Below are 19,403 nucleotides of genomic sequence, written 5' to 3'. Positions count from 1 at the left end.
CGGCATCACGCCCGGCCGGCGAGCGCGCGAGCATGCCGAGGCCCGCGCACGCCGGCGTGGATCAGCGTACGCCGGCGCCGACCAGGCCGCCTGCCGCCGCCCCGGCGACCGTGCCGACCGGCCCGCCCGTGATCAGGTAGCCGAGCGCGCCGCCTGCGGCCGCGCCGATACCGGCATTGCGCTGCGTATGCGTCATCGCGCATGCGCCGAGTTGCGACAGGGCCGCGACGATCACCGCGGTACGAACGAGAAAAGTGGTCTTCTTCATCATGATTGTTGGCGTCCTCCCGCCACGCAAAAATCGCGAATGGCGGCATTGAATCGGTAACGCCATCATAGGAAAAGCCGAATGGCACCGGCAATCCGATTTACGTCGTGTTACAGCCGACACACACTCGATATATTGCGGTACGCATCGCGAACGCGCGTCGCCCGACCGGCAGGCCGCGCGGGACGGACCCCGGTCAGGTAGAATTACAGGATTAAACCGGCGCGACGCGCCGACACAACCCTGACGCCAACCGCATGAGCACCGAACGCAACGACGCCCCCGCGGCTTCCAATTTCATCCGCAACATCATCGACGACGACAACCGCACCGGCAAATGGGGCGGCCGCGTCGAGACGCGCTTCCCGCCCGAGCCGAACGGCTATCTGCACATCGGTCACGCGAAGAGCATCTGCCTGAACTTCAGCGTCGCGCGCGACTACGGCGGCGTGTGCCACCTGCGCTTCGACGACACGAACCCGGAAAAGGAAAGCGTCGAATACGTCGACTCGATCGTCGACGCGGTGCGCTGGCTCGGCTTCGACTGGCGCAAGGACGCGGTCGATCACCAGTATTTCGCGAGCGACTACTACGACAAGCTGTACGAATTCGCCGAGCTGCTGATCCAGCGCGGCAAGGCGTACGTCGACAGCCAGAGCGCCGACGAAATGCGCGCGAACCGCGGCTCGCTGACCGAAGGCGGCAAGCCGTCGCCGTTCCGCGACCGCTCGCCCGAGGAAAACCTCGACCTGTTCCGCCGGATGAAGGCCGGCGAGTTCAAGGAAGGCGAGCACGTGCTGCGCGCGAAGATCGACATGGCTTCGCCGAACATGAACATGCGCGACCCGGTGATCTACCGGATCCGCTACGCGCACCACTACCGCACCGGCGACGCATGGTGCGTGTATCCGATGTACGACTACACGCACTGCATCTCGGATGCGCTCGAAGGCATCACGCATTCGCTGTGCACGCTCGAGTTCGAGGATCACCGCCCGCTGTACGACTGGGTGCTGAACGAGCTCGCGGAAGCCGGCGTGTTCACGCGCCCGCTGCCGCAGCAGATCGAATTCTCGCGGCTGAACCTCACGTACGCGATCACCAGCAAGCGCAAGCTGCTGCAGCTCGTCACCGAAGGCCACGTCGACGGCTGGGACGACCCGCGCATGCCGACGATCGTCGGCATTCGCCGCCGCGGTTTCACGCCGGAGAGCATTCGCCTGTTCTGCGAGCGGATCGGCGTGACGAAGATCGACTCGTGGATCGACATGAGCATCTTCGAAGGCGCGCTGCGCGACGACCTCGACGAAAAGGCCGCGCGGACGGTCGCGGTGCTCGATCCGCTGAAGCTCGTGATCGACAACTATCCGGAAGACCTCGAGGAAGCCTGCACGGCGCCCGTGCATCCGCATCATCCGGACCGCGGCGTGCGCACGTTCCCGATCTCGCGCGAACTGTGGATCGAGCGCGAGGATTTCGTCGAGAATCCGCCGAAGGGCTATTTCCGCCTGTTCCCGGGCAACAAGGTGCGCCTGCGCTACGGCTACGTGATCGAATGCACGGGCTTCGACAAGGACGCCGACGGCAACGTGACGGCCGTGCACTGCAACTACTTCCCGGACAGCAAGTCGGGCACCGAAGGCGCGAACACGTACAAGGTCAAGGGCAACATCCACTGGGTCAGCGCGAAGCACGCGCAGCCGGCCGAAGTGCGGATCTACGATCGCCTGTTCAAGGAACCCCATCCGGACGCGGGCGGCGCGAACTTCCTCGACGCGCTGAACCCCGATTCGAAGAAGATCGTGCAGGCGTACCTCGAGCCGGGCAACGGCGACGTCGCGCCGGAAACGCGCCTGCAGTTCGAGCGTCACGGCTACTTCGTTGCAGACCGTGTCGATTCGAAGCCGGGCAAGCCGGTGTTCAACCGGATCGTCGGGCTGCGCGACAGCTGGGGCAAGCCGGCCTGACGGCCCTGCTCCGCGCGGCGAGCGTGCGGCTTCGCGAGCCGCCGCTGCCTGCCCATGAAAAAACCGGCTCGAGGGCCGGTTTTTTCATGGGCGTGCGCCGAACGACGGCAGGCGGCAGCGGATGCCGCGGCGCTCGTTCACGCGCCGGACAACCGCCGATGCAGCTCCGCCAGCGGCAGCTTCGTGCGAAACAGCCGCGCGAGACTGCGGCTCGCATAGGTGTCGATGTCGCCCGGCACGGTCCAGCGGTACGCATCCATCTCGGGGATCATCGAGCCGTCGCGGCGGCTCGGAAACAGCGACGTACACGTGCAGCGCTCGGGATCGATCTCGCCTTCGGCCACCCGCACCGCGAACAGGTGCAGGTCCTTGTCGTGCCGGTACGCGAAGCGGCCGAGATCGAGCAACCGTGCCGGCGCGAATTCGATGCCGGTTTCTTCCAGCAGTTCGCGCAGCGCGGCATCGGCCGGCGTCTCGCCCGGTTCGCCCTGTCCCTTCGGAATATCCCAGTGCGTGGTATCCGTCGCGTGCGCGAGAAACACGCGGCCGGCCGCATCGAGGATCACGACGCCGCACGACACCGTGCGCGGCGCGCCGCCCCGCTTCATCACGCGCGTGCTCAGCGCTTCTGCAACTGCCACTTGCCCGCGGCCGTCTTGCAGTAGACGGGCTTGAGCGTCATCGTCTGGCCCTTCGCGGTGATTTCGGTCGCGACTTCGCGGCAGGTCTTGCCGTCAGCCTCGGTCGTGCTCGGCGTGAGCTTCGCGTCGATCTGCGTGCCGCGGCCGCTGCTCTGCCACGTCGTGGTTTCGCCGTCCTTGCCTTCGTCGCGCGCCTGCACGACCGCCTTCGTGAGCGACGCACGGTCGGCCTTGCTGAAATAGCTGATCGGCGTGTCGTTCAGGAAGTTCAGGTTGTTCTGCGCATGGGCGGGCAGCATCGCGGCTGCGCACGCGGCGCCGGCCAGCACGCGCGTGACGACGGAAAGGGATGCACGCATCGACATGTTTTTTCTCCTTGGATGTTCGATCGAACGGCGCGGCGCATGCCGGCGAACCGGGGGCCGGCCCTCCGGCACGCGCTACGCCCGTCAGCGAGCGAGCATAGCATGCGTGCTGTAATGAATGCCTTCTAGGGCTTGGCCGGCGCGACCGTTTGCTGATATCCGTCAGTCAGCGTGCCGAGGAACGCGATCACGTCCTTGATCTCGGCCGCGTTCAGCGCCGGCTGCTCGCCGCGCTTGCGGTCGAACGGCGGCTCGCGGTTGATGTTCGGCCAGTAGCGCTTCGGCAAATCGTCGTAGATCTGCACCTTGCCGTGCACGACCGGGTAGAACTTCTCCGGATGGATGTCGCGTTCGACGTAGAAGCGCATCACCTCCTCGAGCGAGTGATACACGCCGTTGTGGAAGAACGTCTTGCGCAGCGCGACGTTGCGCAGCGACGGCGTGCGGAACAATCCGCAGAATTCGTCGCGGCCCTTCAGGTCGGTGCGTTCGGGGCCGCATGCGCCGAGATCATAAAAGCGCGGGTCGCGATTGACGGGCAGCGCGCGGTTGCGCGGCACCGCGATCGCGATCAGCCCGAAATCGCTGAACTGCGGCGGGCCGCCTTCGAGCGTGCGCTGGCTGACGTGGCAGCTCGCGCAGTTGCCCTTCTTCTCGTCGTTGAACAACTGCAGCCCGTGCAACTCGGCGGGCGTGAGCTTTGCGCGGCCGGCCAGATATGCGTCGTATTTGCTCGTGTACGGATCGAACAGCGCCGGCTGCTGCTGGAATGCGTCGAGCGCGCGCAGCACCGCATCGAACGTCGCCTGGTCGTCGCCGAGCACCCGGTCGCCGAACGCCTTGCGGAACGCGTCGGCATACGGTGCGGCGCGAACCGCCTTCGCGACCCGCGCGGGCGAACTGCTCATCTCGAACGGCGACGTGAGCGGAATGCGCGCCTGCGCATCGCGCGTATCGACGCGACCGTCCCAGGTCAACCCGCCGGTCGGGCCCGCGTCGATGCTTTCGTCGCCTTCGTCCGGCGAATCGTGGAAGTGCTCGCTGAACGGCGGGATGCCGCGCAGGTACTTCAGCGACGGTACCGCGCGAAAGCCGGTACGGTGCATGTCGTCGCCGCCGAGCTGCACCGACAGCGCGTTCGGCGGCCCGAACGCATGCTCGGCGCTATGGCACGACGCGCAAGCGAGCTTGCCCGAGCCGGACAGCGACGGATCGAAGAACAGCTGCTTGCCGAGTGCCGTCATCTGCTTCACGCCCTCGAACACCTGCGCGCGCGTCTGCGGCTGACCGGCCGGCGCGACCGCCGGGACGGCCGGGGCGGCCTGGGCCGCCGGGACGACGGACGCGGCCGACGCGTTCGTGCCGGGCCGTGCGTCGCAACCGGCGAGCGCCGCGAGCGTGCCGGCCACCGCGAGCGCCGCCGCGGCGGGGATCAGCGATCGCGCGGACGCGAAGGATTTCAGAAGGGTGTGCATCGTCGTTGTTCTAGTAGCGGTGGGCAATCGGCCGGAGCTTATGTCAGTTCCGTGACCGTTGAATGACGTTCGACCGACAGTCAATTGAAAGCGCCCCTACACCCGGCTGTCAAATCGGTTCCAGATAATGCGCGCAGCCGGGCGATACCGCGAGGTTCGTGCGCCGGCCCTCCCGCCACCCGGTTCCCACACGCGACCAACGACGAATGAGAGAGAACATCGCATGAAGAAGCACGCCTGGATTCGCTATACGCCGATCGCCCTTGCGGCCGCGCTCAGCCTGACCGCCTGCGGCGGCGACGACGTCACGCAGCAGGGCCTGTCGGCCGTCAAGAACGTCGTCGTGATCTACGCTGAAAACCGCAGCTTCGACAACCTGTACGGCAATTTCCCGGGCGCGAACGGTCTGCAGAACGTGACGGCCGCGAACTCGGTGCAGAAGGATCGCGACGGCTCGACGATGGCGACGCTGCCGAAGATCTGGGGCGGCCTGACCGCGACCGGCATCACGCCGGCGGTGACCGAGGCGATGACGGCGAACCTGCCGAACGCGCCGTTCGCGATCGACGATCCGAAAGGCTTCAACCAGTCGATGAGCATCGCGACGCGCGACATCGTGCATCGCTTCTACCAGGACCAGATGCAGATCAACGGCGGCAAGAACGACATGTACGCCGCCTGGACCGACGCCGGCGGCCTGACGATGGGCCACTACACGGCCGATCCGTCGAAGCTGCCGCTGTGGAAGATCGCGCAGCAGTACGTGCTCGCGGACAACTTCTTCATGGGCGCGTTCGGCGGGTCGTTCCTGAACCACCAGTACCTGATCTGCGCGTGCGCGCCGTACTACCCGAACGCCGACAAGAGCCCGGCGGCCGGCAAGATCGCCGTGCTGAACGCGGACGGCAAGTCGCTGAAGGTCGCGACGAACTCGCCGGCTTCCGCACTGAGCGGCCCGCCGAAGTTCGTCAACGACGGCGCGCTGACGCCGGACTTCTACGGCATCAACACGATGCAGCCGGCGTATCAGCCGAGCGGCAACAAGGCGGCCACGGGCGGCGACCCGCTGCTCGCCGATCCGGCCAATCCGTCGACGATGCCGCCGCAGACGGCGACCAACATCGGCGACCTGATGACCAATGCGGGCGTGTCGTGGGCCTGGTATGGCGGCGCATGGGGCCAGGCGCTGCAGGCGAGCCAGAACGGCACGTCGAACGTGATCTACGGCGCCGACCTGTCGACGCCGAACTTCCAGCCGCACCACCAGCCGTTCAACTACTTCGCGAACCAGGCGCCGGGCACCGCGAGCCGCGCGCAACACCTGCTCGACGGCGGCGCGAACGGGGCCGAGTTCATCAAGGCGATCGATGCGGGCACGCTGCCGCAGGTCGCGTTCTACAAGCCGCAAGGCAACCTGAACGAGCACCCGGGCTACACGGACGTCACCTCCGGCGACCAGCACATCGCCGACGTGATCGCGCACCTGCAGGCCAGCCCGCAGTGGAAGAACATGGTCGTGGTCGTCACGTACGACGAAAACGGCGGCTTCTGGGATCACGCCACGCCGCCGAATGCCGACCGCTGGGGCCCGGGCACCCGCATTCCGGCGCTGATCGTGTCGCCGTACGCGAAGAAGGGTTTCGTGGACCACACGCAGTACGACACGGGTTCGATCCTGCGCTTCATCACGCGCCGCTTCTCGCTGCCGCGCCTCGCGGGCCTGCAGCAGCGCGACGACGCGCTGAAGGCGAACGGCGCGCAGCCGATGGGCGACCTGACGAACGCGCTCACGCTGTCGCCGAACCTGTAATCGCATCGCGATCGCGAACGGGCCGGGCACGCCGCCGGCTCGCTCGAACGGAGAGCGGCCCCTCGGGGCCGCTCTTTTTTCATGGGCGCACGATGCCGCGCGGCGGCGTCACCAGCCGTACTTCAGCTCGACGCCGACGTAGTCGGCGTTGCGCCCGCCCGCCTGCCGGATCGCGTCGCCGACCTGGAAATGCACGGCCTCGACCGCGCCGATCAGGTTCGCGGCGATCGTCCAGTCCGCGCGCAACTGCACGTACATGCCCGTCCACGACCCGCCCTTGCCCGCCGTGCCCGGCACCGGGACGTTCGGCTGCTGATAGACGGCATCGCCGGTCGTCTCGCGCCACTGGAAACCCAGCGCGCCGAGCAGCGACAGGCTCGGCGACGGCTTCAGCGTCACGGACGGCTTCACGTGAATCAGGTTCGCGTAACTCGTATAGCCGGCCAGCGTGAAGTAATAGCCGTTCGGAAACAGCGGATTGAAGGTGCCGACGCGGCCGTCGTGCGGATGCCGGTCGCCCGATGCCGCGTCGACCTGCAGCGCGATGCGCGGCGACCACGGCGCGTCGAGCTTGTAGCCCGCAATCGAGCCGACGGCCCATGCGCCGATCGTCGCGTTGCCGACCGTGCCGGTCTGCAGCATCGTTTCGAGATCCCAGTCGAAGCGGCCCTGCGTGCCCGTGTAGCGCACGTCCCACACGTCGCGATGCTCGGGGCCGCTCGCATCGAGGAAGCGCGCGCCGCGGCGGTTGTAGCGCGACCAGTAGCCCGACAGATCGCCAGGCCCGACCGACTGCCGCTCGACGCGCACGCCGCTGAACGTGAGATCGCGATTCGACACGTCGTCGAAATCGGACGCGTTGCGGTTCTGCACCGGCTGCGTCGCATAGCCGATGAAGCGCCACTTTCCGTATTCGTAATCGGCCCAGACCGCATCGAACGCCAGCCGCACGTTCGGGCCGTCGCGCGCGGCGATGAAGCGCTGCAGGTCGAACGCCATCTCCTGACGGCCGACGCGGAACTTGACCGTGCCGCCGCCGAGCGCCCCCGTGTAGGTCGCGAACGCCTGTTCGAGATCGAGCGGGTTCCGGTCGACCGGCGACACCGTGTTCTTGCCGAACGCGCGTGCGTCCTGCAATTGCGCGAAGAACTGCCAGTGCCGGCCGAGGTGCGCATCGGCGTGCACTTCGACGCGCTGGATCAGGTACGTATCCGATTGCGCGGAGCCGATGCCGAACAGCGGCGCGTCGTTGGTCTCCAGACGCTCGCGCAGGTTCACGCCGAGCGACAGGTAGGAAGCCTGATCGTTGCCGAGCGGGATGTATTTCAATCCGTCGAGCGGCGCATGCGACACGCAGGGATTCGCGAGCACCGACCAGTCCTCCTGCCAGCGGTTGAACAGCACCGTCGGCCGCTTGGCGGTGCACGTCGATGCGGCGGCGGCTGCGGACGTCGACGCCGGCGCCGAAGCCGATGACGCGCTCGACGCCGGCGTCGGTTCTTGCGTCGAAGCCGGCGTGATGATCGAGGACGACGCGGCTGCCGTTTCCGCGAACGCAGCGTCGGTCCCCGCGAACAGTAGTCCCGCGACGACCGACACGCGCACGGCCCGCGCGAAGCGGCGGCCGCAGCGTCCCCTCCGCCGCTCGATCATGCGCGCGCCTGCGGAGTTGCACCGGCTGCGTGCGCCGCGCCCAGCGCCAGCGTCGCGAGCGCGCCGACGGGCACCAGCAGCGCCAGGAATCCGACGTAGCGGAACCCGAGCGCACCGCCCGCCGCGCCGAGCGCGAACGCGACGATCGCCGGCAGCATCTTCGCGAAGCGTGCGCGCGCGGTGGCGCGCACGCTGTCCGCCGTGCCGGGCGACAGCATGTCGACGGCATCCAGGATCGCCTGCGTGACGTTGCCGGTCATCACCGTATTCGGCACGCCGCCCGCGCGGGCGATCACGCGCGGATGCGCGTTCTGCACGCCCATCGCGAACGTGCCCACGATGCCGGCCACCAGCGCGGCGACGCTGTCGGGCTGCGTGACGGGCGTCGCCCACACGCCGGCCGCGCAGAAGCCGAGCAGCAGCACGGCCTGCACCGCATGCAGCACGCGCGTGCCCTGCCATGCCGGCCGCGCGGACATCGACCGCGCGATCAGGCTCGCCGCGATCACGCCGCACACGAACGCCGGAAACACGCTGAGCTTCAGCACGACGCCCTGGCCGAAGCCTGCGATGCCCGCACCGATCAGCACGAAGTTGCCGGTTACGTGCGCGGTGAACAGCCCGAACAGCGCGACGAAACTCAGCGTGTCGACGAAGCCGGCCACCGCGGCAAGGATCGTGTCCTCGTGCTTCATCGCGCCGCGCTCGCGTGGATTTCGGCGACGTAGCCGCCCGGGAACTGCACGAGCGCCGCATCGCGGCCGCCCGACTCGAACGGCGGCACGAGCACGGTCACGCCTGCGGCCTGCGCCTGCTTCAGCGTCGCGACGAGATCGGACACTTCATAGCCGGTCATCTCGCGGCCGAACGGGTAAGGCAGATGGCCGTCCGTCACCAGCACGGTCATCTTGCCGAAGCCCGATTCGATGCGAATGCGGCGGTAGGTATCGTCCGGCCGGCCGATCTCGATGCCCGGCGCCTTCGGGTCGTCGGACACCACCTTGCCTTTCGAGAACTTGACGAAGTCGTGCACGAACTTGCGCACGCTTTGCGGCGAGACGTACACGCGGTTTTCGGGGATGGTCTGCAGCGCGTCGTAATGCGGCGCCTGCGTGTGCCAGTACAGCTGCATGTTCACGCCGCCCGCCCACGTGACGATCGCGTCGCGGCCGATCGGATCGGCAAACGTGTCGACGATCACGTCGGCGCCGTGCTCGCGCGCCGACTTCACGGCGACGTCCATGTCGGTCACGAGATAGCCGGTGCGCTCCGCGCAGAACGGATACGGGATCGGCGTCTTGAAGCCGAACACCGAGATCGTGCCGACCGGCGTCAGCACGAGTTGCGACATCGTCTGGCTCGGCGTCGGCGTGACCTGGAACACGCCCTGCTTCGACTTCTTGCCGCCGAAGGTCGCGACGAAGCTGTCGGTGAAGCGGTCGAAGTCTTCGGGTGCGACGCATACGTGGGTCGTGTCGTACTGCGGGCCGACCGCCACCGTCGGCACTGCGGCGGGCGGCGTCGGCGGTTTCGCGAACGTCGTGGGGGCAACGGCGAGGCCGCCCGCGAGCATCGCGGCGAGCAGCACGGAACGAAGGGATTTCATCACGGGATGTCCTGGTTGTTGCATCGTCATCGAATGGAACGGCCATCATCGGCCGGTTGCCGCGCATCGTCGAGCACGGTCGCGAGCACGAGGGCCGCGATCAGCCCGAGATGCTCGAAAAAGCTGTTGAGCGCCATGAAATGCTCGGCGCCCGAACGGTTCCAGAAATCGTTCGCCACGCACATCGCGACCAGCGTCAGCATGCCGAGGCTGCCGGCGCCGAGCCACGTGAAGCGGCGAAACACCACGCACAGCGAGCCGACGATCTCGACGGCGATCGCGAGCGCCGCCCACAGCGCGGCCGGCTGCAGGCCGAAATGCGCCTGTTCCGCGACCGCGCCGTCGAAATCGAGCGCCTTCGCGACGCCGCCGAGCAGATAGGCGGACACCAGCGCGAGGCGAGCGAGCGGCAGGACCCACGGCTGCGACAGCAGCGCGCGGATCCACGCGGGGGTGCCGTAAGCGGTGCGCGTCGCCATGTCAGACCGCCCAGCACGAACAACCGAACGCGCCCCAGAAGCCCTTCGCGTCCGACGTCGGCAACGCGCTTGCCCATGCGCTCGCGTGCGCATGCTGGTGAACGGTGCATGCATTCGCGCAGCCACACGCCGCGGCCGCCGCCGCCGCGCGCTGCAACGGCGCGCCGTTGCGCTGCGTCGCGCCCCAGCCGCCGTAGCCGCCAAACTCGCGCACCGGCGACCAGTCCGGCATCGCCGGCGGAATCGGCGCGTCGTGCGATGCGAACGGCCCCGCCCCCCACACGATCTTGCCGTCGACCACCGTCAGCAACGCGGTCGTGGCGGCGATATCGTCCTCCGCGCACGCGAAGAAATCGCGATCCGGGACGATCAGGTCGGCAAGCTGCCCCACCGCGATGCGTCCTTTCTTGCCTTCCTCGTTCGAGAACCACGTCACGTACTCGGTCCACATCCGCAGCGCGGTTTCGCGATCGAGCAGGTTGCGCTGCGGATACAGGCGCATGCCGCCGACCGTCTTGCCCGTCACGAGCCACGCGAGCGATACCCACGGGTTGTACGACGCGACGCGCGTTGCATCCGTGCCGGCCGACACCTTGAGCCCCTTGCCGAGCATCTTCGCGACCGGCGGCGTCGCCTCCGCCGCTTGCGCGCCGTAGCGCTCGACGAAGTACTCGCCCTGGTACGCCATCCGGTGCTGCACCGCGACGCCGCCGCCGAGCGCGGCGATCCGGTCCATCGATTGTTCGGTGATCGTTTCCGCGTGATCGAAGAACCAGTTCAGCCCTTCGAGCGGGATGTCCTTGTCGACCTTCTCGAACACGTCGAGCGCGCGGCTGATGGTTTCGTCGTAGGTCGCATGCATGCGCCACGGCCAGCGGTTTTCCGCGAGCACGCGCACGACGCCTTCGAGATCGTCCTCCATCTGCTCGGGCAGGTCCGGACGCTCGACGCGGAAGTCTTCGAAATCGGCCGCGGAAAACGCCAGCATCTCGCCCGCGCCGTTATTGCGGAAGTAGTCGGTGCCATCGTGGTACTTGACGCTCTTCGTCCAGTTCACGAAGTCTTCCTTCTCCGCGTTCGGCTTCTGCGTGAACAGGTTGTACGCGATCCGGATCGTCATCTCGCCCGCGTCGTGCAGCTTGCGGATCACTTCGTAATCCTCCGGATAATTCTGCGACCCGCCGCCCGCGTCGATCACGCCCGTCACGCCCAGCCGGTTCAGCTCGCGCATGAAATGGCGCGTCGAGTTGTACTGATACTCGAACGGCAGCTTCGGCCCCTTCGCGAGCGTCGCGTAGAGGATCGTCGCGTTCGGGTTCGCGAGCAGCAGGCCGGTCGGGTTGCCGGCGGCATCGCGCAGGATGGTGCCGCCCGGCGGCTCCGGCGTGTCCTTCGTGTAGCCGACCACTCGCAGCGCCGCCGCGTTCAGCAACGCGCGGTCGTACAGGTGCAGGATGAACACCGGCGTGTCCGGCGCGACTGCATTGAGTTCGTCGATCGTCGGCAGCCGTTTCTCCACGAACTGATGTTCGGTGAAGCCGCCGACCACGCGCACCCACTGCGGCGCGGGCGTCACGGCGACCTGACGCTTGAGCATCTCCATCGCGACCGCGAGCGACGGCACGCCGTCCCAGCGCAGCTCCATGTTGTAGTTCAGGCCGCCGCGAATCACGTGGCAGTGGTTGTCGATCAGGCCCGGCAGCACGCCGCGGCCGCCGAGATCGATCGTCTTCGTCGCGCGGCCCGCGAGCGGCATGACGTCCGCGTCGCTGCCCACCGCGACGAAGCGGCCGTCCTTGATCGCGACGGCGGTCGCGAGCGGGTTCGCACGATCGAGCGTCGTGATGCGCCCGTTGTGCAGGATGAGATCGGGTTGGGTATCGGTTGCGCTCATGAAATGTCCTCGATGCGGTCAGAAGCCGAGCCAGTGACGAACCGGCGCGATGGCCTGCACGCCGACCAGCATGCCGGCGAGGCCCACCAGCGCGATCAGCGGCGGCGCCGGCGAACGTACCCCGATCACGCTGTACACGACGCCGATCAGCATGCCGGCGCCCAATGAAAGTAAATACGATTCCATAACGTTTTTTCTCCCGGCCGGATTAGAATCACCCGCATCGCGAGGCCGCGCGCGCGGCGCATCGCATCCGTTTCGCTTGCCTGCCATCCCTTCCGACCATGCAACACCTTCCTGATCTCGAAGCCTGGGCCATCTTTGCGCGCGTCGCCGAGACGGGTTCGTTCGCGAAAGCCGCCGACCTGCTCGGCGTGTCGCAGCCCACCGTGTCGAAAGCGATCGCGCGCCTCGAAAAGCGCCTCGGCGCGATGCTGCTGTACCGCACGTCGCGCAAGCTGTCGCTCACGCCGACCGGCGAACTGCTGCGCGACCGCGCGATCCGCCTGCTCGCCGATGCGGAGCTGATCGAAAACGAAGCGTCCGCGCAGGCGCTCGAACCGCATGGCCTCGTGCGCGTGAATGCGCCGATGTCGTTCGGGCTGCACCATCTGTCGCCGGTGCTGCCCGCGTTTCTCGAGCGCTATCCGCGCGTCGACATCGATCTCGTGCTGACCGACCACATCGTCGACATCGTGTCCGGCGGCTTCGACGTCGCGATCCGCATCGCCGAGCTGAGCGATTCGACGCTGCGCTCGCGCCGCCTCTGCGCGGTGCGCCGGCCGCTCGTCGCATCGCCCGCGTATCTCGACCGGCACGGCCGCCCCGCGCATCCGCGCGACATCGAACAGCACGTGTGCCTCACCTACACGAACCTGCCGACGCCCGAGTACTGGCGCTTTCGTCACACGGCATCGGGCGACGACTTCGGCGTGAACGTGCACGGACGCATTCGCTCCAACAACGCCGACGTGATCGTCCCCGCGCTCGTCGCCGGTCACGGCCTCGCGCTTCAGCCCGAATTCCTGGTGTGGGACGAGCTCCAGCGCGGCGCGCTCGAGGAAGTGATGAGCGACTGGAAGATCGCGGACATCAACGTGAACCTCGTCACGCCCCCCGGCATGCTGCGCGCCGCGCGCGTGACGGTGCTGCTCGCTTTCCTCGCCGAACATTTCTCGCGCGCGCCGTGGGCGCTGCCCGCCGCCTGAACGCGCGACCGCCGCCGGCACGCGCTCGCCGCGGCAGCCGTTGCGGCGAGCGCGGCCGACGGCCCGTTACTTCGCCGGTACGGCCGGGATCGACTCGTGCGGCGTCGCGGTGCGCTGCGGCGCCTTGTGGACCATCGTGTACGCGTAGTCGACGCCCATCCCGTATGCGCCCGAATGCTCCTTCGCGATCGCCATCACCGCGTCGTACGAGTCGCGGCGCGCCCAGTCGCGCTGCCATTCGAGCAGCACCTGCTGCCACGTGACCGGCACCACGCCGGCCTGCACCATGCGCTGCATCGCGAAGTCGTGCGCGGCTTGCGTCGTGCCGCCCGATGCGTCGGCGACCATGTAGATCTCGTAGTCGCCTTCGAGCATCGCGCACAGCGCGAACGTCGTATTGCAGACTTCGGTCCACAGGCCCGACACGACCACCTTCTTGCGGCCGTTCGCGGCGAGCGCGTCGCGCACCTTCTGGTCGTCCCACGAATTCATCGACGTGCGTTCGAGCGTCTTCTGGTTCGGGAACACGTCGAGCAGCTCGGGATACGTGTGGCCCGAGAAGCTGTCGCTTTCGACCGTCGTGATCGTGGTCGGGATGTTGAAGACCTTCGCGGCCTTCGCGAGCCCGACGACGTTGTTCTTCAGCGTCTGGCGATCGATCGACTGCACGCCGAACGCCATCTGCGGCTGCTGGTCGATGAAGATCAACTGGCTGTTCTGCGGCGTCAGTACTTCAAGCTTCGGGTTGCTCATGGCGAATGGAGTCCTGTGAACGAAAAAGGGGAGCCTGCCTCGACCGCGACAGCGGGAGGAGCCCGGAATGCGTCGGCGCCGGATCGTCATCCGCGCGGCAATATTTAAGCCGCAAACGCGCGGCGCGAACACCCAAGAAACGGAATCGATCCGATTCCCGAATGGATGCCCGTTCGGGGCCGCCCGCCCTTTTTTTCTTCACGCAAACCCGATACGCTTTCAAGACTTTGACGGTGCCCTTCCGGCGCCGCTCGGCCACCACGAGGCGCACCACCATGAAACCGTATGTCCTGTCGCTGCTCGCCGGCATCCTCGCCGGCGTCATCTACGGCGCGATCGGCGTGAACTCGCCCGCGCCGCCGATCATCGCGCTCGTCGGCCTGCTCGGCATGCTGGCCGGCGAACAGATCCTGCCGGTCGCGCGGCGCATGCTGTCCGGCCATCGGCTGAACACCGCATGGCGCGACGCCAAGTGCAGCCAGCACATGTTCGGCGCGCTGCCGGGCGGCGCCGCGAACGACCGCAAGCCTTCGTGATCCACCCCATCGCCGCCGGCCGCGCATGACCAACGTCGAGCTGTTCCATTACCTGCTGCTGTTGATCTGCGGCGCGGGCGCCCTCACGTGGCTCGCCGAGCGGATCTCGATTCCGCCGGCCGTCGCGTTGCTGCTCGGCGGCTGCGTGGTCGCCGTCGCCGGCAAGCGCGTGCCCGACATGGACCCGGCGCTGCTGCTCGCGGCGGTGCTGCCGCCGCTGTTGATGTCGAGCGGCTTCTATACCGCGTGGAAGGAATTCCGGCAGGCGCTCGCGTCGCTCGCGCTCGGGGCCGTGGCGTTCACGACCGTCGCGGTCGCGCTCGCCGTGCACGCGGCGAATCCCGCGCTGCCGTGGGCCGCGTGCTTCACGCTCGGCGCGATCGTGTCGCCGCCCGACGCGGTCGCCGCGAAGGCGATCCTGCAGCGCCACCCGCTGCCCGCGCGGCTCGTCGCGGTGCTCGAAGGCGAAAGCCTCGTCAACGATGCGTCGGGCCTGCTGCTGTACCAGATGGCCGTGTCGGCCGCGCTCGCCGCGTCGATCACGACGGCGAGCGCCACCGGCCTGTTCTTCTCGCTCACGCTGATCGGCATCGCGGTCGGCCTCGCATGCGGCCATGCGATGTGTTGGGTGCTGCAACGCCTGCGCGAGCCGATGCTCGGCATCGTCGTGACCTTCGCGATGGCATGGGGCAGCTACGGGATCGCGGAAGCCGTCGACGGCTCGGGCGTGCTGTCGGTCGTCACCTGCGGCCTCGTGCTCGGCGTGCGCCAGCATCGCGTGTTCGACGCCGACATGCGGATCAAGGCGAAGGCGACGTGGGAAGCGATCGTGTTCGTGCTCGACGCGCTCGTGTTCATCCTGATCGGCCTCGCGCTGCACGCGATCCTCGCGCGCGTGAACCACGAAGGCGCGGTGCTGATGGCCGGGCTGCGGGTCGCACTGCCGGCGACGGCCGCCGCGATCGGCGCACGCGTGGTGTGGGTGTTCGTCGCGATGTGGCTGCCGGGGCGCCTGCGCGAGCGGCGCGCGGGCCACGCGCCGTGGTCGTGGCGCGAGGCCGTCGTCCTCGGCTGGTCGGGCATGCGCGGCGTCGTGAGCCTCGCAGCCGCGATCGCGCTGCCCGCCAACTTCCCCGGCCGCGACCTGATCCTGTTCAGCACGTTCCTGCTGATCATCGCGACGCTCGTCGTGCAGGGTGGCACGCTCGCGCCGCTGATCCGCGTGCTGAAGCTGCGCCCGGCCGTGCGCCGCACGATGTCCGAGCACGCGGTGCGTGCGCACGCGTTCGGCGCGGCGCTCGCCGAACTCGACGCGCGCGGGGAGCGCGGCGCCGGCCTCGAACGCGCATCGCTCGACCGGCTGCTGACCGAATACCGCAACCGCGTCGCGTTCAACGAACGCGCGCACCGCGACGGAGCGGCGCCCGCGGACGTGCGCGCGCGGATGCTGCGCGTCGAGCTCGATCTGGTCGGCGTGTCGCGCGACGCATTGCTCGACCTGCATCGCGACGGCAAGGTCGACGACGCGGTGCTGCACCGCATAGAATCGGAGCTCGATTTCGAGGAGCTGCGGCTGCAGCGCCTGCTCGAACCGTAATGCCCGGTCTGCCCGGCCGGCCCCTCCCCTTTCCCCACCCGGAACTGCAATGAGCGAACTGTCCGTCGAAGCGAGCATCGGCCCGGTCGATTATCTCGTCCACTTCAGCGATGGCGTCCATCAGTGGCGCGCCGACGAACCCGCGTCGCTCGGCGGCGGCGATACGGCGCCGACGCCAATCGCGCTGCTGCTGTCGAGCCTCGGCGCGTGCACCGCGATCACGCTGAAGATGTATGCGCAACGAAAAGGCTGGCCGCTCGACGAAGTGCACGTGAAGCTCGCGCACGAAGCGGGCAGCGCGGGCAGCACGATCGTGCGCCGCATCACGCTCGACGGCGACCTGACCGGCGAGCAGCGCGAACGGCTGCTGCAGATCGCGAATGCCTGCCCGGTGCACAAGATCCTCACGCATCCGATCGCGATCGATACGGCGATCGCCTGACGCATTCCCCCTGACCACGACCCAGCCCACCATGTCCGCCTCGATCAAGACCCTGCTCACGCCGCGCGAAAGCGACATCGGCAACCTCGTCGTGCGGCGCGTGCTGCCCGCGCGCGCGGCGCGCCTCGTCGGCCCGTTCATCTTCTTCGACGAGATGGGGCCGGCCGTGTTGCCGGCCGGCCGCGGCATCGACGTGCTGCCGCATCCGCACATCGGGCTCGCGACCGTCACCTACCTGTTCGACGGCTCGCTGATGCATCACGACAGCCTCGGCTTCCGGCAGAAGATCGTGCCGGGCGACGTGAACTGGATGACGGCCGGCCGCGGCATCGTGCACTCGGAGCGCTCGCCCGACGAGGATCGCCCGCGCGAGCAGCCGGTGCACGGGATCCAGACCTGGGTCGCGCTGCCGGTCGAGCATGAAGACGCCGCGCCCGCGTTCGTTCACCACGCGGCCGACACGCTGCCGTCGTTCACGCGCGACGGCGTGACCGTGCGCGTGATCGCGGGTACCGCGTTCGGGCTCGCGTCGCCGGTCGCCGTGTTCTCGCCGACGCTCTATGCGGTCGCCGATTTCGCGTCGGGCGGGCAGCTCGCGCTCGATGCGGAGCACGACGAACGCGGCGTGTATCTCGTCGACGGCGATCTCGCCATCGACGGCACGCCGCTCGCCCCGGCGACGATGGCCGTGCTCGAACCGGGCGCGACCGTCGCGCTCGCGAGCACGCACGGCGCCCGCGTGATGCTGCTCGGCGGCGCGCACCTGCCGGGCGAGCGGTTCATCGAATGGAATTTCGTGTCGAGCCAACGCGCGAAGATCGACGCCGCGCGGGCCGCGTGGGCCGATCAGACGTTCGGCAAGGTGCCGGGCGAAGAAAGCGAATGGACGCGCCAGCCGGAACGCAAGCCGCAATGAGCGGTCTGGCGCGACGCATCGACGACGGCCGGCGGTCGTGCCGGCCGTCGTGCGTTCACCGCTTCAATCCCATCAGCTTCGCGAGCGTCGGCCAGCGTTCGAGCGACGCGTCGAACGCGCGGCGCGCCTGTTCGTCGACGTAGCGCCCGGGATCGAGCGCGGGCAGATGCCGCGCGAGGCCGATCACGTCGTTCGGTTGCGACAGGCGGTCTTCGTCGCCTTCGCCGGTCATCGTTACTGTTCGTCGATCCATACGCCGTCCGGAGTCTTGACCGCGTAACCCGCGGCCGTCTGCATCGTCACCGTGCCCTCGTTCTCGCCGATCATCCGCGTGCGCGGCAAATCGGCCGCGTATTGCGCGAGCGTCGCGCCGGGCTTGAACGGGCTGTTCGACACGAGGTTCGACAGCAATTGCGCGAGCGCGAGGAAGCTGGTCGGCTGCTCGATCACGGTCGTCGCGCCGTGATTGCCGGCGAAGCCGACGAGCCGCACGCCGACCGGCCCATGCACGATGCGCGGCGTCGGAATCTCGCGCAGCCCCGCGACCTGGTTCTTGTCGCCGCGCAACGCGGCGCCGTGCTCGGGCACGAACACGATCACCGCGCGGCGGCCCGATTGCGCGATCAGGTCGGCAAGACGATCGAAGTCGGTCATCAGCTTCGTCGCGCGCTGCGGATACGAGTCGATGCTCGTCAGCGCGCTGCCGACCACGCGGTTGCCGTCGTGCAGGCTGATCGTGTTGTAGTACAGCGCGACCGGCCCCGGCACCGCCGCGCGCTGCGCGTACCAGTTCGCGAGCGTCGCGTAGTCGTCCTTGATCGCCGACCCGTCGAACGCGTGCATCGCGACCGGCGCGGCCGCGTTCGAGATCATCGGCGCATCGGCCACGCCGATGTTGTCGTGGATCACCTGCAGGAAGTTGTCGAAATGGCCGTCGTGGTTCAGCAGCGACTGCACCGTGTAGCCGGCGCCCGCCAGTTGCGAGAACAGGTGGCACTGCTGCGGCGCGGGCTTGTACAGGTCCGCATGCGCTTCCTGCCCGCAGCTCGCGCGCAGCACGCGGATCGCCGCCGGGCCGCTGTAGCTCGCGGCCGTGCTGAAGTTCGTGAACAGGTAGTCGAAGTGGCTCAGCATCGGATGGTTGCGCACCTTCGCCGCATCGAGGTCGTCCCACGACAGCGAGCAGATGTGCAGCACGATCACGTCGAACTGCGCGGCCGGATCGCTGCCGAGATGGCCGAACGCGACCTGCCGCTGCGACTCCTGCGTGCGGAACGTCGCGAGCGCCGCGTTGTGATCCTCAGGCTGGTCGACGCGGGTGGCGCCCGCCGCGCTCGCCTGCGGCTGGGCCGGCGCGGCAACGCGCGCCATCAGCCCGCTGCCGGCCTGCCACAGCGGCATCGCGACCAGCGCGACCACCACGAACGTCGCGACGCGCAGCCAGCGGTTGACGACGAAATAGACGATCAGCGCGCCGACGATCGTCAGCGCCAGCGCGGGCGGCAACAGGCGCGGCAACAGCTCCATCCAGTAATCGACGCGGAACGTGCTGACCTCGCGCGCGGCCTCCGCGAGACGGGCGAGCGGCGGCGCATGCAGCTCGCGCGCGAGCAGCGGCACCGCGATCGCGATCGCCGCGACCTGCCGGACGATGCGCCACGCGCGCGAGCGCAGCGGCGCGCTCGCCGCCAGCGCCACCGCGAACGCGAGGTTCGCGAGCCAGAACGGCTGCAGGTGCCCGGTCGCGAACAGCGCGAACTTCAGGATGAAATACAGATTCCAGAACGTCATCT

General features: G+C 68.2%; 21 protein-coding genes. 7 read left to right on the top strand and 14 right to left on the bottom strand.

The window, feature by feature from the left end:
* Positions 1-61: 61 nt before the first annotated feature.
* Positions 62-271 (bottom strand): ornithine acetyltransferase, encoded by a 210-nt coding sequence (locus tag WS96_RS28705; protein ID WP_006497729.1) that lies wholly within the window; start codon positions 269-271, stop codon positions 62-64.
* A 254-nt stretch (positions 272-525) separates the two neighbouring features.
* On the opposite strand from WS96_RS28705, the gene WS96_RS28700 reads away from it, so the two are divergent.
* Positions 526-2,235 (top strand): glutamine--tRNA ligase/YqeY domain fusion protein, encoded by a 1,710-nt coding sequence (locus WS96_RS28700; protein ID WP_034207046.1) that lies wholly within the window; start codon positions 526-528, stop codon positions 2,233-2,235.
* Between the two features lie 137 nt (positions 2,236-2,372).
* On the opposite strand, the gene WS96_RS28695 is transcribed toward WS96_RS28700, so the two are convergent.
* From WS96_RS28695 to WS96_RS28685, 3 genes are all read right to left on the bottom strand, one after another.
* Positions 2,373-2,843 carry an NUDIX hydrolase gene (locus WS96_RS28695; protein WP_059837157.1) on the bottom strand — a complete coding sequence of 157 codons (471 nt, stop codon included), beginning with the start codon at positions 2,841-2,843 and terminating at the stop codon, positions 2,373-2,375.
* 11 nt (positions 2,844-2,854) lie between these two features.
* On the bottom strand, positions 2,855-3,241 hold the full coding sequence (locus WS96_RS28690) for a hypothetical protein (protein WP_059505606.1): 387 nt from the start codon (positions 3,239-3,241) through the stop codon (positions 2,855-2,857).
* A gap of 125 nt (positions 3,242-3,366) precedes the next feature.
* On the bottom strand, positions 3,367-4,716 hold the full coding sequence (locus tag WS96_RS28685; protein WP_059837155.1) for a cytochrome-c peroxidase: 1,350 nt from the start codon (positions 4,714-4,716) through the stop codon (positions 3,367-3,369).
* A gap of 223 nt (positions 4,717-4,939) precedes the next feature.
* On the opposite strand from WS96_RS28685, the gene WS96_RS28680 reads away from it, so the two are divergent.
* Positions 4,940-6,526 (top strand): acid phosphatase, encoded by a 1,587-nt coding sequence (locus tag WS96_RS28680; protein ID WP_059837153.1) that lies wholly within the window; start codon positions 4,940-4,942, stop codon positions 6,524-6,526.
* Between the two features lie 108 nt (positions 6,527-6,634).
* Here the strand turns inward: WS96_RS28680 and WS96_RS28675 are convergent, their stop codons facing one another.
* Genes WS96_RS28675 through WS96_RS28650 form a run of 6 tightly spaced genes read right to left on the bottom strand, consistent with a single transcriptional unit; the run spans position 6,635 to position 12,344 of the window.
* A complete protein-coding gene (locus WS96_RS28675; RefSeq protein ID WP_059837151.1) occupies positions 6,635-8,179 on the bottom strand; it encodes an alginate export family protein in 1,545 nt (514 codons plus the stop codon).
* Positions 8,176-8,874, bottom strand: a complete 699-nt coding sequence (locus WS96_RS28670; RefSeq protein ID WP_059837149.1) for a YoaK family protein — start codon at positions 8,872-8,874, stop codon at positions 8,176-8,178. The genes WS96_RS28675 and WS96_RS28670 overlap by 4 nt, the downstream gene beginning before the upstream one ends.
* Complete coding sequence (locus WS96_RS28665) at positions 8,871-9,785, bottom strand: VOC family protein (RefSeq protein ID WP_059837147.1); 915 nt, start codon at positions 9,783-9,785, stop codon at positions 8,871-8,873. The genes WS96_RS28670 and WS96_RS28665 overlap by 4 nt, the downstream gene beginning before the upstream one ends.
* A 26-nt stretch (positions 9,786-9,811) precedes the next feature.
* Positions 9,812-10,264 (bottom strand): DoxX family protein, encoded by a 453-nt coding sequence (locus tag WS96_RS28660; RefSeq protein ID WP_059837145.1) that lies wholly within the window; start codon positions 10,262-10,264, stop codon positions 9,812-9,814.
* Between the two features lies 1 nt (position 10,265).
* Complete coding sequence (locus tag WS96_RS28655) at positions 10,266-12,158, bottom strand: amidohydrolase (protein WP_059837143.1); 1,893 nt, start codon at positions 12,156-12,158, stop codon at positions 10,266-10,268.
* Between the two features lie 18 nt (positions 12,159-12,176).
* Entirely contained in the window at positions 12,177-12,344 is a 168-nt protein-coding gene (locus tag WS96_RS28650; protein ID WP_059782752.1) for a DUF1427 family protein, read from the bottom strand.
* Between the two features lie 98 nt (positions 12,345-12,442).
* Between WS96_RS28650 and WS96_RS28645 the strand changes: the two genes are divergently transcribed.
* Positions 12,443-13,366 carry a LysR family transcriptional regulator gene (locus WS96_RS28645; RefSeq protein WP_059837141.1) on the top strand — a complete coding sequence of 308 codons (924 nt, stop codon included), beginning with the start codon at positions 12,443-12,445 and terminating at the stop codon, positions 13,364-13,366.
* A 66-nt stretch (positions 13,367-13,432) separates the two neighbouring features.
* On the opposite strand, the gene WS96_RS28640 is transcribed toward WS96_RS28645, so the two are convergent.
* Together WS96_RS28640 and WS96_RS33930 are read right to left on the bottom strand one after the other, a co-directional pair.
* On the bottom strand, positions 13,433-14,119 hold the full coding sequence (locus tag WS96_RS28640) for a hydrolase (protein ID WP_059837139.1): 687 nt from the start codon (positions 14,117-14,119) through the stop codon (positions 13,433-13,435).
* Positions 14,100-14,396 carry a hypothetical protein gene (locus WS96_RS33930; RefSeq protein ID WP_156443704.1) on the bottom strand — a complete coding sequence of 99 codons (297 nt, stop codon included), beginning with the start codon at positions 14,394-14,396 and terminating at the stop codon, positions 14,100-14,102. The genes WS96_RS28640 and WS96_RS33930 overlap by 20 nt, the downstream gene beginning before the upstream one ends.
* Between WS96_RS33930 and WS96_RS28635 the strand changes: the two genes are divergently transcribed.
* Genes WS96_RS28635 through WS96_RS28620 form a run of 4 tightly spaced genes read left to right on the top strand, consistent with a single transcriptional unit; the run spans position 14,395 to position 17,610 of the window.
* The gene (locus tag WS96_RS28635; protein ID WP_059837137.1) at positions 14,395-14,655 is read left to right on the top strand and encodes a XapX domain-containing protein; all 261 of its coding nucleotides are present in this window, start codon (positions 14,395-14,397) and stop codon (positions 14,653-14,655) included. The two genes, WS96_RS33930 and WS96_RS28635, sit on opposite strands and share 2 nt — an antisense overlap.
* Positions 14,656-14,680: 25 nt before the next feature.
* Positions 14,681-16,252 carry a cation:proton antiporter gene (locus tag WS96_RS28630; protein ID WP_059837135.1) on the top strand — a complete coding sequence of 524 codons (1,572 nt, stop codon included), beginning with the start codon at positions 14,681-14,683 and terminating at the stop codon, positions 16,250-16,252.
* Positions 16,253-16,301: 49 nt separating this feature from the next.
* Entirely contained in the window at positions 16,302-16,694 is a 393-nt protein-coding gene (locus WS96_RS28625; protein WP_059837133.1) for an OsmC family protein, read from the top strand.
* Positions 16,695-16,725: 31 nt separating this feature from the next.
* A complete protein-coding gene (locus WS96_RS28620) occupies positions 16,726-17,610 on the top strand; it encodes a pirin family protein (RefSeq protein WP_059837131.1) in 885 nt (294 codons plus the stop codon).
* A gap of 55 nt (positions 17,611-17,665) precedes the next feature.
* On the opposite strand, the gene WS96_RS28615 is transcribed toward WS96_RS28620, so the two are convergent.
* A complete protein-coding gene (locus tag WS96_RS28615) occupies positions 17,666-17,863 on the bottom strand; it encodes a hypothetical protein (RefSeq protein ID WP_034207030.1) in 198 nt (65 codons plus the stop codon).
* Positions 17,845-19,401 carry a cellulose biosynthesis protein BcsG gene (gene bcsG, locus WS96_RS28610; RefSeq protein ID WP_059837129.1) on the bottom strand — a complete coding sequence of 519 codons (1,557 nt, stop codon included), beginning with the start codon at positions 19,399-19,401 and terminating at the stop codon, positions 17,845-17,847. The genes WS96_RS28615 and bcsG overlap by 19 nt, the downstream gene beginning before the upstream one ends.
* Positions 19,402-19,403: the final 2 nt, after the last annotated feature.

Source organism: Burkholderia sp. MSMB1835, from assembly GCF_001526365.1.
Classification (GTDB): Bacteria; Pseudomonadota; Gammaproteobacteria; order Burkholderiales; family Burkholderiaceae; genus Burkholderia.
This window is presented reverse-complemented; position numbering and strand designations above follow the sequence as displayed.